The organism is Veillonella sp. AF36-20BH (assembly GCF_003602765.1).
Classification (GTDB): Bacteria; Bacillota; Negativicutes; order Veillonellales; family Veillonellaceae; genus Veillonella; species Veillonella hominis.
In genome coordinates this window covers 394170-409092 of the sequence record NZ_QTLR01000001.1, presented here as the reverse complement: position 1 = coordinate 409092, position 14923 = coordinate 394170, and the positions used below count along the sequence as shown (strand labels likewise).

Below are 14923 nucleotides of genomic sequence, written 5' to 3'. Positions count from 1 at the left end.
TTTTATTTCAAAAAATAGTAAAAGTCCTACATTCATAGGTAAAACCCATGAGTGTAGGACTTTTTTGTTAAGTATTTTTGTATTTATTATTTACGTTTTTTAGTTTTTGTTGTTGATTCTGTAGCTACTATAACAGCTTGATTTTTCTTTTCAAGATAGCCTAGATAAATGAATACACAGATACCTACAATGATGGCTATTAAACTCGTCATTTGAGCAGATTTTAAACCTAGCGTTAAGTTTACGTAATCGCCACGTAAGAACTCTAAGAAGAAGCGAGCCGTAGAATAGAGAATGGCATATAGTACGAACACTTGGCCCTTAGCATGTTTGAAAGATCCAAATAATAGAAGGGCTACAAAGATGAGAATATCAATTTGACCTTCCCATACTTCGGCAGGCCAAAGCGGCTGATTACCGTAGGTGCGATAGGCAAGGGTACTTTCAGGATAGATAATACCATAATTACCACCCGTAGGATGACCGAAAGCATCACCGTTTAAAAGGTTTGCCATACGGCCTACCGATTGAGCTAAAATCAATGCAGGGGCAAATAAATCGGCAAAAGCCCAAAAGTCAATTTTGTTTTTACGAAGATACCAATAGCCAGCAATTGTGCCTAGTACCACGCCACCTTGAATGGCCATACCTCCTTGCCAAACAAAGGGAATTTCTAATAAATGATTACCGTAATAATCCCAATCAAAGAAGAATACGTCCCATAGACGAGCACCGATGAGACCAGCTACGGCTACAGTAATGGAAAAGTCGATGATGTGTTCATGCCAACCGCGGCCATCCTTTTTCAAAAGTACATAGGCAACAGAGGCACCACAAATGATAGCCAAAGCTAACATGGTACCATAGGCTCTAATAGGGAAGTCCCCTATGAAAAATAAATATTGATGCATACAAAACTCCTTATGTGATAATTTTTTATTAGTACATAAATTAAATTATAAATTACATATATCCTTCATGCAAGAAAAGAGATGAACTATATATAATATGGTATAATATAGAGATTGGTATTGTATCCCAGTATGGGACCTAGAATTAGGAGAGTACATGATTCGTAAATCTACTATTATAAAATCATTAACAGCTTTAGTAATGTCTGCATTATCTAGTACAATCGTACAAGCAGAGGTATTGGTACCATTAGATCAATTTTTAGCCACTACTACACGTCATTACGAAGCAAATCAATATAAAACAGCATATACAGTATATATTCCACAAAGTGAATTACAAGGTGATACGGTTATTTTAAATCCTGCAGCCGTAGGTGAACCTGTTAAATTGCCCATTACCAAAAAAGATGGTATATCCTATGTAGATATTGAGTCTGAGCCAGCTATGCTGGGTGTTAGTTATACAAAAAATAATGGTCAACTTATTTTAGGACCTGCACCAGAAGCATCTACGGTGAAAGCACCTTATACATTGCAAACACCATTGGCTTGGGCTTTTGATCCATGGACAACAGAGGGAATTCCGTATCAGGCAAAACTCAATACGAGTGGTGATAATATTATTTCTCCAAGTTGGTTTAAATTGCATAGCTTAGGTTTAGAAGCAAGTTCAAATGTAAATATTGATTATGTGAAAGCGTATAAGGATAAAGGCTATCATATTTGGCCGTTAATTACTAATCGGTTTGACTCTAATTTTACAAGTGGTATTTTGTCGGATCAATCGGTATGGAAGAAATTTGCTCATAACCTTGTTCAATATGCCTATATATATGGGTTTGATGGTTATAACTTTGACTTTGAAAACATTAATTATGCTGATCGTGATCGTTTAACAACATTTGTAGCATATTTGTCTAATCATTTACATCAGTATAATATTAAAACTTCTATCGATGTGACTGGCTATTCTGATAGTCCAGAATGGTCATTAGTGTATAACCGTAAAGCTTTGGCAGATACAGTAGATTATGTAGTTCTTATGGCGTATGACGAAACTTGGGCTAAGAGTACTACTGCAGGTCCTGTTGCAAGTTATCCTTGGGTCCGTAGCCATACAGAAAGAATGCTATCTGAAGTTCCTTCTCAAAAGTTAATATTAGGCGTACCATTCTATATGCGCTTATGGCATGAAACGAATGGTTATGCAAAAAGCGAGACATTGGCTATGAAGAATACAAGTAATTACTTTGCTAATTACAGAGATAAAATGACTTGGGACGATCGATTAAAGTTATACTATTTATCTATTCCAACAGCTTCTGGTTCAGATCGTATTTGGTTTGAAGATAATACATCGTTAGGCTTAAAACTTGATCTGGTAAAAGAATTACACCTTGGTGGGTTTGCAGCATGGCGTAAAGGGTTTGAAGATATTTCTACGATTACTATGATTCAAGAAAAAGACTTAGGACGTGGTATTCCTAAATCTCCTACAGCAGTTGTTCCTGAACCTGTAGTTCAAGAAGCTAAACCATTAACAAAGCTTGAACAATACAAATTACGCTTAGAAGAAAAAGAAAAAGAAAAAGCAGCTAAAGCGGAAGCAAAACGGAAAGCTAAAGAAGAGAAAGAAGCTGCTAAACGCAAAGCAAAAGAAGAAGTTGAAAAAGTAAAAGCTGAGAAAAAACGCTTAGAAGAAGAGGCTAAAGCTAGAAAAGAACACAATAAACAAACTGTTAAAGAGCAAAATGATTTATATACTAGTCATAGTTCTGATCAAAATACAAGCCCTAAAAATGATTTAATAAAAACTATTCAAGTCGTAAAACGCTAGTGTTTGACTGCTTTTACAGTACGTAGTAAAATAAAAATATTAATTATAAAATGGCAACCTATGAGGTTGACCATATGAGGAGGCCCCTACATGAACGAAAAGTATGTAGCCCAAGATATTGAAAAAAAGTGGCAACAGTATTGGGAAGATAACCATACATTTAAAACAGAATATGATGAATCTAAAGAAAAATACTATGTATTAGAAATGTTCCCGTACCCATCTGGTAACTTACACATGGGTCACGTGCGTAACTATTCCATCGGTGACGTAGTAGCTCGTTTCAAAAAAATGAAGGGCTTCAACGTGTTGCATCCAATGGGCTGGGACTCCTTTGGTATGCCTGCTGAAAACGCGGCGATTAAACATGGCATAGCACCTAAAACATGGACTCTTGATAACATCGAGAACATGAAATTGCAACAAAAAGCACTTGGTTTGTCCTATGATTGGGACCGCGAAGTAGCAACATGTAAAGAAGATTACTATAAATGGACTCAATGGTTTTTTGAACAGTTTTATAAAAAAGGCTTAGCCTATAAAAAGGAAGCAAAAGTAAACTGGTGTGAAACTTGTCATACTGTATTGGCAAATGAACAAGTTATCGATGGTGCTTGTTGGCGCTGTGATAACCCTGTTGAGAAAAAAGATTTGTCACAATGGTTTTTACGCATCACTGAATATGCGGATCGCTTGTTAGCTGATTTAGATACTCTAGATCATTGGCCACAACGTGTTAAGTTGATGCAAAAGAACTGGATTGGTCGTTCTGAAGGTACAGAATTTTCCTTTGAAGTGCCATCCATCAATGAACGCGTATCTGTGTATACTACACGTGTTGATACTATTTACGGCGTAAGCTATATAGTATTGGCTCCTGAACATCCATATGTGGAACGCCTCATTGAAAATGCTCCTAATAAAACTGAATTAGAAGCTTTCATTACACGTATGCGCAATATGAGCGATATCGACCGTACATCTACAGAGGCACCTAAAGAAGGTATGTTTACTGGGTCTTATGCAGTAAACCCAATGTCTGGCGAACAAGTTCCTGTGTGGATTGCAAACTATGTATTGGTAGACTATGGTACTGGTGCTGTAATGGGTTCCCCTGCACATGATGAACGCGACTGGGAATTTGCTCATAAATATGATTTGCCTATTAAACAAGTCGTAACTCGTGAAGGTGAAGAATACAGCCTTGAAAAATGGCAAGAATGGTATCATGAAGATGGTATCCTCGTTAACTCTGGTGAATATAATGGCCAAACATCTGAAGAGGCTCGTAAAAATATCACGGCAGCTCTTAATGAACGCGGCATTGGTGAAGGTAAGGTAAACTTCCGTCTTCGTGACTGGTTGATTTCTCGTCAACGTTACTGGGGCGTGCCAATTCCTGTAGTATACTGTGAAACTTGTGGTGAACAACTCGTTCCTGAAGAAGAGTTGCCAGTACGCTTGCCAGAGGATGTTAAATTTGAATCTGGTGCTGTATCTCCATTGGCTACATCTGAAAGCTTCTTAAATACTACATGTCCTAAATGTGGTGGCCCTGCACGTCGTGAAACAGACACGATGGACACATTTATCGATTCCTCTTGGTACTTCTTGCGTTATACAGACGCTAAAAACGACCAAGCTCCATTTGATAAAAAAATTGCTAATTACTGGATGAATGTTGACCAATATATCGGCGGTATTGAACATGCTATCTTGCATTTATTGTACTCTCGATTCTTTGTGAAAGTTATTCACGATTTAGGCCTTATCGATGCAAATGAACCATTCCGTGGCTTGTTGACACAAGGTATGGTTCTTAAAGAAGGCAGTAAAATGTCTAAATCTAAAGGTAATGTAGTTTCTCCTGAAGAAATTATCAATACTTATGGTGCAGATACTGCTCGCTTGTTTATTCTATTCGCAGCGCCTGTAGATCGTGACCTTGATTGGTCTGACCAAGGTGTTGAAGGTTCCTATCGTTTCTTAGGCCGTGTATGGCGTATTGTTGATGCGTACAACGAAGAGGCTAAGAAAAATGTAACTGGTGATCTTACAAAAGACGAATTCGGATTGCGTCGTGAATTACACCGTGTTATCAAAAAGGTTACGGAAGACTTAGATAATAATTTCAACTTTAATACAGCGATTTCTGCCATCATGGAACTTGTAAATGCTATGTATGCTCATAAGGATAAAGCAGAAACAATCAATAGTGCATTAGCTAATGAATTGACACATTCCTTATTGCTTCTTTTAGCGCCATTTGTGCCTCATATTACAGAAGAATTGTGGCATGAATTGGGTGAAACTACATCCATTCACACAGAAAAATGGCCTGTATATGAAGAATCTGCTCTCGTTGTAGACGAAGTAGAAGTAGTCTTGCAAGTAAATGGTAAAGTTCGTGATAAACTTACTGTTTCCGTAAATATTACAAAAGAAGAATTAGAAACATTGGCCAAAGAATCTAGCCGTGTTCAAGAATTTATAGAAGGTAAGAATATCGTAAAAGTTATTTACGTACCTGGTAAACTTGTAAATATCGTTGTTAAATAAGGATATTCTATTTGTTTAATATTGTAAGCCCCCAACTACATAGGTAGAAGGGGGCTTATTTTAAGTGAGGTAATTATGGCAAAACGTAGCGATTATATTTCCTGGGATGAATACTTCATGGGTGTTGCCATTTTGGCAGCACAACGTTCTAAGGATCCAAATACACAAGTTGGTGCATGTATTGTTAGTAATGATAATAAAATCTTGTCCATTGGTTATAATGGTATGCCTTTGAATTGCAGTGATGATGATTTCACATGGGAACGTGATACAGCTGATGATAACAAATATTTCTATACTGTACATAGCGAACTCAATGCAATCTTAAATTATCGTGGCGGTTCTCTAGAGGGCTCTAAAATATATGTAACGCTTTTCCCATGTAATGAATGTGCGAAAGCCATCATTCAAAGTGGTATTAAAGCCGTTATCTATCGCGATGATCTCTATAAGGATACAAAAGAAGTAAAAGCATCCAAACGGATGTTGAAAACCGCAGGTGTAGACATTATTGAATACAAATCTACAGGCCGCACATTGAATATTACATTGTGATATAATAATTTTTTACCACTTATAAGAACCCCTATATACAAGCGTATATAGGGGTTCTTTTATATGTAGTTTTCTATTATAAATTGATATCAACCAGATCCGTTAGATTGAACGTACAGTTTTTACTATCATCCAATGTAGGATTACACTGTAGTCATGTTTATACTTGTAAATGGCCATCAATCATAATGTCTACTTCTTGACCGTCACGAGTGTAGCCTTTAATATTCATATGTTCATGACCAATCATAAAGTCTACATGTGTTAAGGAGTAGTTAAGGCCACGTTCTTTTAATTCTTCTTCAGATAAACCATCACTATCTTTGAGGCATGTAGGATAAGATGCACCAATCGCTAAATGGCAGGATGCATTTTCATCAAACAATGTTTCGTAGAAAATTTGGTTAGATTGGCTAATTGGGCTGAAGTGGTCCACCAAAGCAACTTCGCCGAGGTAGAGGGAACCTTCATCGGTTTCTATTAACTCTTTTAATACTTCATAACCTTCTTTTGCAGTATAATCAACGATTTTACCTTCTTTGAAAGTAAAGGAGAAATCAGAAATAGTATTACCCTGGTAAATTAAAGGTTTTGTGCTGTATACAATACCATTAACACCATTATATTGGGGTGCGGAGAAAACTTCCTCTGTAGGAATATTGGCATTAAAAATAGTGCCATCTTTTGAAGATTCTTCACCACCTAGCCATATATGACCTTCTGGTAATTCTAATAAGAGGTCAGTACCATTTTCACAAGTATACCGCAATGCCTTTAAGTCAAATTTATTCAATGCTTCACAGCGGTGACGCAATTTTGCCATGTGATGACGATATGTGTCTTTCGGTTCTACACCTTCAATACGGCAAAGTTTTAATAGGGTAGTCCATAGTTGTTCAATTTTCTCTTCATCTGTACCTTCATAGCCAAGTAAATCTGCCCATAGAACAGTTGGTACAGAAGCAACGCACCATGTAACAGAGGAGTTCATAATCGCTGTATGGTAGAAGGATAAAGCTTTATTTAAGTTACGCGATTGTAGTGAAATACGATTTGTTGGAATACCTTCTAACGCTTTTGGGTTCGCACTAATCAAAGATAAGAAAGCGGCTTTATCATCGATGTATTGCTTGTAGAATTCAGGAATCCAGTTAGCCGGTCTTTCTAATACAGATTCCTTAGCATGTAATAAACGTTGACGAGCGATTGGAGAACATCTCCAGTTGAGGACAACCTCTTTGGCACCTAATTCATATGCTTCTTCTGTGACGATAACTGCAAAGTCTTTGTTTTCCACATCTACAGAAATAACAAGAGTTTGATCTTCTTGTAAATTTACGCCATATTTTAACAAGGTATGTGCATATTTTTTTAATGTTTCTTGATTCATTGTATCTCCTTATATTCGACATCAATTATGAAACTCCTGCTGGTGTGACCAATAGAGTCAACGGTAGGAGTTTACTTTTTCATAGGGAATTCTTTCAGTAGGAGGTGCACTATGAAAGTAAAATTGAATCCATATATAACAATTATATTAATCCTATGTGTTTTAGTAGGAATTTATTTCCTATGGCCTATTATAACAGATGAAAGCGATTCTGTCTTAGTTGAAGGAGCAATAGATGGAAATTCTTCTATATCAACTGTTGAACAAACATCCAACAAACCTATAGCTTATATTACGGGCGCCGTAGTTTCACCTGGTTTATATGAGTTTGAAAGTAGTGCTACTGTAGGTGATGTAGTTCAGTTAGCAGGTGGGCTATTACCTTATGCTGATGTAGAATCAGTCAATATGGCAAAGTCGGTTAATGCGGGAGATCATATCCACATAGTATTTAACTTCCACGGTAATCCAGAGGTTTTATTGCGCGGTAACAAAATTAATATCAATACAGCTTCTGCAAAAGAGCTTGATGCATTACCAGGCATAGGACCCGCTATGGCAAAAAGAATTGAAGAGTATCGTTCACAAAAAGGACCCTTTACATCCGTTGAAGGTATCAAGGGGGTGAAGGGCATCGGTGATGGCGTATTTAAGAAGATTAAAGATAAAATTACAATCTAAATTTAGGAATACAGAACGAGCGTTTGAGGAATCAATCTTCAATACTCAAGTATTAGTTAATACAAAGCCATTTATAACTTATAGCCAATGGGCACATACTATATTGGGATCTATAATAATTGGCACTATATTAGGATATGGTAAATATTATCCCGTACTTAGTCAAATGCATTATATTTTTGCGATTGCCTTAGCTATTATTGGTGTAACTGTTATTAAAATAATGCAATCATATTGTAGGTGGCGTTTATATGCCAATTTATTAATATTAGTTTTTGCTGCAATGGGATTATCCTATTATCAAACAGACTTACGAATTATTAACTATAACAGCTATACATCTTTCTATTTACAGCAAGAAGGAGAATATTTTGGCACTGTCGTATCATATCCTGAATTAGTAACTATCGATAAACAGGAATATTACAAATATAATGTAGAGTTACATGGATTACATCCCTATAAAGATACTGCTAAAAACGACTATATTAAGGCGCAGGGTCGATTACAGATTTACTCAAAGGTATCTACTACAAAGTATTTAATACGGCTAGGGGATCAAGCAATAATTGAAGGTACACCAAAAAGTTTATTTCTCATCGAAGAGGAAGGACGCATTAATCTTAGAGGTAGATATATGAGCTCTAATACAAGAGGTCGAATCTATGATGGTGTATATCGATCTGCTACTAATAAAGATTTACAAGCATTCCACTTTAAAGAAACATTTTCTGAAAAACTATATGGAAAAAGTTTATATTTATGTGGTCAAATACGAGAATCTATTGAAAAAAATATTGCTAGTAATCTAGATGGTCCACAAAAGGTATTAGCACAAGCCTTATGCTTGGGTGGTCATTATAGTGAGCTAGGGGAAGAGCGAATGAAAGATTTTGCTTATACGGGTCTCATCCACATTTTATCTATCTCTGGCTCACATATTGCACTGCTATTAGCCTTAATTTACGGTTTAGGAAGACTCGTTAAATTACGGAAGCGCACATGCTTAATTTTAGGTATATTAGTAGCTTGTATATATTGCTGTATCGTTGGTGGAGATGCACCTGTTATACGTGCAACGATGATGAGTATACTCATGTGCATGGCTTATGTAAAAGGACGATTATATCAAGCTAAACAGGCTTTATGTATATGCGCTATTCTATGTCTTGTATATGATCCTTTTTCTTTGTTTGATGTAAGCTTTCAACTATCCTTTGGTGCAACCTATGGTTTACTTATATGGGGGAAGGTATTATACGACCGTATTCAATGGCTACCAAAATGGATTAAAACACCCCTTGTGTTATGTGTGTCAGCACAGTTGCTCATCTTGCCGCTACAGCTGTATTACTTTCACTATATTAGTATTGCTAGTTTGTTAGCAGCTTGCATAGTAGCACCTATATTAGATATATCCATCATTTTAATCTTTATAAGCACTGTTATTAGCTATGTAATGTCTATATCGTTTCTATGGTCTTTGATAGATGCACTATTACGCATATCGTTATATTTAAATCATGTCTTAGGGCGTAGTGGTAGTTTACTTTGGCTTGGTATGATGCATCTTTATTGTGTTTATGTATATTATACTTTACTAGGTCTGTTTACGTACTTTTTGACACATAAGAAAAAGTATACTGTATATGTAGTGATGTCCTTATTATGTATGGTTGCAAACTTTGGTGCTTCATACTATGTGACTCAGCATAACAAGGATACAGTAATCCATTATATTCCTATGAAGCAGTGTAATGTGCTGCTGTGCATAGCACCAAACCATGAACAGGCATATTTGTTAATCGATGCACCAGATTATATTAAAACGATACCTAATGAAAGACTAATTAATCAAACTATTAGGGCATATGGCATGAATCCTAAAATGGTAAAAGTCAAGTACTTTCACAGTAACGGTTCGGCAAGGGGAATATATAAAAATGGTATGAACCAAATAGTCGTATATAATGGACAAAGTAGAGAAAAAAATCTAAAATTAAATGATAAGGCTAATGTTTTATTTATAACGAGTCGATTTAGTGTAATGAATGAAATTGATTGTATTTCACCGCGTAGTACTGTTTTGTTCAGTAGTCCTCATGGTGCTTTACGCGATGTGGATCCATCATCAGAACATATGTATATAATGGGATACAGCTTTATTAAAGATATCTATCTGTGAAAGGAGGGAATATGGCACATATTCAACTCATCTATGGTGACGAACCACAATTAATTGAAGAAGAAAAACGTAAATTTTTAAGTGCCTATCCAGACCTTCCAGTGACTGTATTAGATGATGAGGCGGGCCCACAAAAAATAAGCGAAAAACTATGTGAAGATTCACTTTTTGGCGATCAAAAGGTATTCTGTTTAGTTAATTTGCCCATCATTCGTAAAAGTGGCAAAAATAGTGATGCTTGGGTTCCATTGTATGAACTCCTCATGGAATATAATGGAGATAATCCTATCGTTTTGATCTATCATGATATGATTGATAAACGGATCAAGCAGAATAAAGAGATTTTAGAAAAAATACCAAATCATCAATGTAAGCGTCTTGAAGGGGCAGACCTCGTGATGTGGATACGTCAGTACTGTACGTCTAACGGCTTTAAAATGACGCCTGATGCACAGGAATATGTGGCTCATCTCATTGATTTGTGGCAAGAGGTACCTGTTTCTTTTATGAGAACTGAGTTTGACCGTTATTTTTTACAAATTACTGGGGAAAAGGTTATTACCAAAGAATTTCTCGAAGAAAACGGTAGTGACTATGGAGCCAAAAACATTTTTACTTTTAAAGAGGCTCTATTAAAAAGAGATATCGATACATTACTTGAACTATTTCCATTTATGTTCGGCTATAAAGAATTAGACCGTGCTATGAGCTATATTGAGGGGCAATTACGTTTACAGTTGCTAGTTAGCGAATGTCGCCAAGTGGGTATGTCTGTTCAAGCCATACAAAACTTATGTAAGGATCATGATTCGTCATTTAAACCATATCCGATTAAGCTAGCTTACGAGGCGAGTCCGAGAATTTCAATTAAGGCTCTACGAGCTTTATTAAAAGGGCTTTATGAGATTATATTAGATAGCCGTAGCAGCAAGGGCGATATTTGGCGATTTAGAGATTTATGTATTACCTACTGTGGGTATAAGGGATAAAAATGAAAGTACGTTATCGTGTTGTACCAAAACAGAATAAGAAATCATCCTTCTATGTGAACTGTCATAGCCAACATGTGACGATTCAAGCAGCAGACTCTGCATTTTCCACATTGCTTAGTCTACGTGAAAGGTTGTCTGCATGGTATAAGGAAAAAAATATCTCTTTTGATGATATTCCAACAAATACAGATACAGCTTGTTGCTTTGCTTGGAAGATAGATACTGAAACGGGTGAAGGATTAGATACCTATTATTATGGCGGTGGCTGTGGTGCTGGTGAATGGATTGAAGCGGCTGAAGCACAACGTGAAGCTGAAGAGGCTAAAAATCAAGAACCTAGAGGCAAGTCTTTTGCGGGTTATGACCAACAAGATGAATATGATGATGTAGACGAAGATGATTTTGCCCCATTTGTAGAAGCTATTGAATTAGGCTATTTCAACAATAGTCCAGTTGTTGTGTCTCGTTCTAATCATACGGCTGCCGAATCTAGCAGTAGTGATACTATCGCATCTGTGAGCAGTACACCTAAAGTAAGCAAAGGCTTTGGCCCTAAAAAAAATACAAAATCTACGGCTAAAGGAAGTGAAGGGGATGGTAAATATCCTCGTCGTGCACCAAAGGATGCACCTACTGATGAAGGCATGATTTTAGGACCTAAAATTGAAGGGGTCACCTCTAAAATCATGGGCACCTTGGATACACCTAGTGTAATTTTTGAAGGTGTCTTTGTAGGTTTAGATAAACGTGATACTAAGACTGGTAAAAGTATCGTTAACGGTAGCATTGTAGATGATACAAATAGCATTAAATTTATCAAGTTTACGAACAGCCCTGAAGAAGGGGATGAATTACTAAAACAATTAAAAGGCTTACAACGGGTTCGGGTACAAGGTAGTGTCAGCTTCGATGATCGTTTTGACAAGGATTATATCCTTTCTGTTCGCAGTATTGAAGCAATAGAAACTACTAGTGTGGAACGAACTGAAAATCGTCCGGACTCTCGTGTGGAACTTCACTTACATACTAAGATGAGTGATAAAGATGCCCTCGTATCTGTAAAGGATTTATTTAAAACAATTAAAAAATGGGGCCATCCTGCAGTGGCTATTACGGACCATGGCGTAGTACAAGCTTTCCCAGAAGCGCAAGCTCTTGGTAAGGAGTTAGGTGTTAAGGTTATCTACGGTGTAGAAGGTTACCTCATCGAAGATGAAATGGTAACAAAAGATGAAGAGCCTGTACTAGATAAGAAAAAGAAAAAAGAAAAAGATAAACGTTACCATATTATTTTGTTAGCTAAAAATATGGTAGGTTTACGTAATTTATATAAAATGATTTCCATTTCTCACCTTGAACATTACAAGGTTCGTCCGCGTTTGCCTCGTTCCGTTATTGAAGAACATCGTGAAGGTATTATCATCGGTTCTGCCTGTGAAGCAGGGGAGCTTATGCAATCCATCGTTCGTGGAGCTACAAAAGAAGAGCTTTTGGAAGTAGCATCCTTCTACGATTATCTTGAAATTCAGCCACATACTAACAATACGTTTTTGGTTCGTAAAGGTCTCATGCCAGATGAGCAAGCCCTCATCGATATGAATAAGACCGTTATCGAATTAGGAGAAGCCTTAAATAAACCTGTATGTGCTACTTGTGATGTTCACTACCTGACACCAGAAGAAAAAATTTATCGTGAAATCATGTTAACTGCATGTGGTTATCTAGATGCAGATGAACAACCAGATTTACATTTACGTACTACAGATGAAATGCTTGCGTCCTTCCCTTATTTAAGCGAAGAAAAAGCATACGAAGTAGTCGTTACTAATACACGTGCTATTAATGATAGCATTGAAGATATTAAGCCCGTTCCTGATGGTACATATTCACCTAAGATTGAAGGTGCTGACGAAGCTTTCACAGAAATGTGCTATAAAAATGCGAAGGCTATTTACGGTGATCCATTGCCTCGTGTCGTACAAGAACGTCTCGATTATGAATTGGATTGTATTATTTCCAATGGTTACGGCGTATTGTATTACATCGCTCATAAGCTGGTAAAAAAATCTCTTGATGATGGGTACCTTGTAGGTTCCCGTGGTTCCGTAGGGTCATCCTTTGCCGCTACCATGTCTGAGATTACAGAGGTAAACCCATTACCGCCTCATTATGTATGCCCTAACTGTAAATATTCAGAATTCTTTGAAAAGGGGGAATATGCAGGGGGCTTTGACTTGCCTCGTAAGGACTGTCCTGAATGCGGTCATGCTTTACAAACAAATGGTCATGATATTCCATTTGCTATTTTCCTTGGTTTCGAAGGTGATAAGGTTCCAGATATTGACCTTAACTTCTCTGGTGATTACCAAGCAAAAGCTCACAAATATACAGAAGAACTATTTGGCCGTGATAATGTGTTTAAAGCAGGTACAATTGGTACTATAGCTGATAAAACTGCTTTTGGTTATGTTAAAAAGTACGCCGAAATTAGAGATATTCAAGCTCGTAATGGTTTCTTTGAACATTTAGCAAAGGGCTTTACAAATGTGAAGAATACTACAGGCCAACATCCTGGTGGTATTATGGTATGTCCTCGAGATATGGATGTGCATCACTTTACGCCAATTCAACATCCAGCTAATAAAAAGGAAAGTGGCGTATTAACGACACACTTTGATTATCATTCCATTGAAGGTCGTATGACTAAGCTAGATATTCTGGGCCATGATGATCCGACCATTATTCGTATGCTAGAGGATTTGACAGGTATCGACGCCAAGACAATACCATTTGATGATCCAAAGACATTGAGCTTGTTCTCCTCTACAGAAGGGATTGGCTTAACACCTGAACAATTACAAGGTGACCAAGTAGCTAGTTTGGCTGTTCCAGAATGTGGCACGAAATTCGTACGGGGCATGCTTGAAGACTCTCGTCCGCAAACATTCTCTGATTTAGTTCGTATTTCTGGCTTTTCACATGGAACAAACGTATGGCTCGACAATGCGCAAGATCTCATTAAAAATGGTACTTGTAAGTTGAATGAAGCCATTTCAACTCGTGACGACGTAATGAACTTCTTGATTCATCGGGGCATGGATAGAAAGCATAGCTTCTTTGTAATGGAAAACGTGCGTAAAGGTAAGGGTATTGAAAAACGAAATAAACAAGGGCAAGCTACGACGGAATTTGAAGCAGAAATGCGTGAAAATAATATTCCTGAATGGTTTATTGAATCTTGTAAAAAGATTTCCTATCTATTCCCAAGGGCCCATGCGGTAGCTTACGTAATGATGGCTTTCCGTATTGCTTGGTTTAAGGTATATCATCCATTGGCATTTTATGCAGCTTACTTCTCCATTCGTGCGAAAGCCTTCGATTTACGGATCATGACAGGGGACCTCAAAACACAATTGACCGAGTTTAACCGTATCAAGGCTCTTGATCGTGCTGCCAGTCCTAAAGATAAGGACCTTATGAGTGCTTTGGAAGTATCTATGGAAATGTATCAACGGGGCTATCGTTTTATCAATGTAGACATTCAACACTCCGAAGCTAGACGCTTTAGCATTAAGGATGGTGCTCTATTACCTCCATTCTTAGCTATTGATTCCCTTGGTGAAACAGTAGCTGATGCTATCGTCGAGGAAAGAAATGAACGTCCATTTACATCTCTAAAAGACTTACAACGCCGTTGTAAAGTATCAAATACCATCATTGATCTTATGAAAGAACTCAAATGCTGTGGTGAACTTCCTGAAGACGAACAAATGTCACTATTTGGAGCATAATAAAATACAAGATAAAACT

At 37.1% G+C, this 14923-nt stretch carries 9 protein-coding genes; 7 read left to right on the top strand and 2 right to left on the bottom strand.

From position 1 onward, the window contains the following. Positions 1 to 86: 86 nt before the first annotated feature. A complete protein-coding gene (lgt, locus tag DW000_RS02020) occupies positions 87 to 911 on the bottom strand; it encodes a prolipoprotein diacylglyceryl transferase (protein WP_008713970.1) in 825 nt (274 codons plus the stop codon). Between the two features lie 157 nt (positions 912 to 1068). Between lgt and DW000_RS02015 the strand changes: the two genes are divergently transcribed. The 3 genes from DW000_RS02015 (at position 1069) to DW000_RS02005 (ending at position 5865) form a co-directional block, all read left to right on the top strand. Next, positions 1069 to 2751: a glycosyl hydrolase family 18 protein gene (locus DW000_RS02015; protein ID WP_060919823.1), complete on the top strand. Its 1683-nt coding sequence runs from the start codon at positions 1069 to 1071 to the stop codon at positions 2749 to 2751. Positions 2752 to 2841: 90 nt separating this feature from the next. Then, the gene (leuS, locus tag DW000_RS02010; RefSeq protein ID WP_120054806.1) at positions 2842 to 5310 is read left to right on the top strand and encodes a leucine--tRNA ligase; all 2469 of its coding nucleotides are present in this window, start codon (positions 2842 to 2844) and stop codon (positions 5308 to 5310) included. A 75-nt stretch (positions 5311 to 5385) separates the two neighbouring features. Beyond that, complete coding sequence (locus DW000_RS02005; protein WP_004695896.1) at positions 5386 to 5865, top strand: dCMP deaminase family protein; 480 nt, start codon at positions 5386 to 5388, stop codon at positions 5863 to 5865. A 160-nt stretch (positions 5866 to 6025) separates the two neighbouring features. On the opposite strand, the gene DW000_RS02000 is transcribed toward DW000_RS02005, so the two are convergent. Continuing rightward, a complete protein-coding gene (locus DW000_RS02000) occupies positions 6026 to 7255 on the bottom strand; it encodes an aminopeptidase (protein ID WP_120054805.1) in 1230 nt (409 codons plus the stop codon). A gap of 111 nt (positions 7256 to 7366) precedes the next feature. Here DW000_RS02000 and DW000_RS01995 point away from each other — a divergent pair, with 111 nt between their 5' ends. Genes DW000_RS01995 through DW000_RS01980 form a run of 4 tightly spaced genes read left to right on the top strand, consistent with a single transcriptional unit; the run spans position 7367 to position 14904 of the window. Continuing rightward, positions 7367 to 7936: a ComEA family DNA-binding protein gene (locus DW000_RS01995; RefSeq protein ID WP_120054804.1), complete on the top strand. Its 570-nt coding sequence runs from the start codon at positions 7367 to 7369 to the stop codon at positions 7934 to 7936. Then, positions 7893 to 10121, top strand: coding sequence for a ComEC/Rec2 family competence protein (locus DW000_RS01990; protein WP_120054803.1), 2229 nt, complete (start codon positions 7893 to 7895; stop codon positions 10119 to 10121). The genes DW000_RS01995 and DW000_RS01990 overlap by 44 nt, the downstream gene beginning before the upstream one ends. 11 nt (positions 10122 to 10132) lie before the next feature. Continuing rightward, entirely contained in the window at positions 10133 to 11110 is a 978-nt protein-coding gene (gene holA, locus DW000_RS01985) for a DNA polymerase III subunit delta (protein ID WP_120054802.1), read from the top strand. Between the two features lie 2 nt (positions 11111 to 11112). Further along, positions 11113 to 14904, top strand: a complete 3792-nt coding sequence (locus DW000_RS01980) for a PolC-type DNA polymerase III (RefSeq protein ID WP_120054801.1) — start codon at positions 11113 to 11115, stop codon at positions 14902 to 14904. Positions 14905 to 14923: the final 19 nt, after the last annotated feature.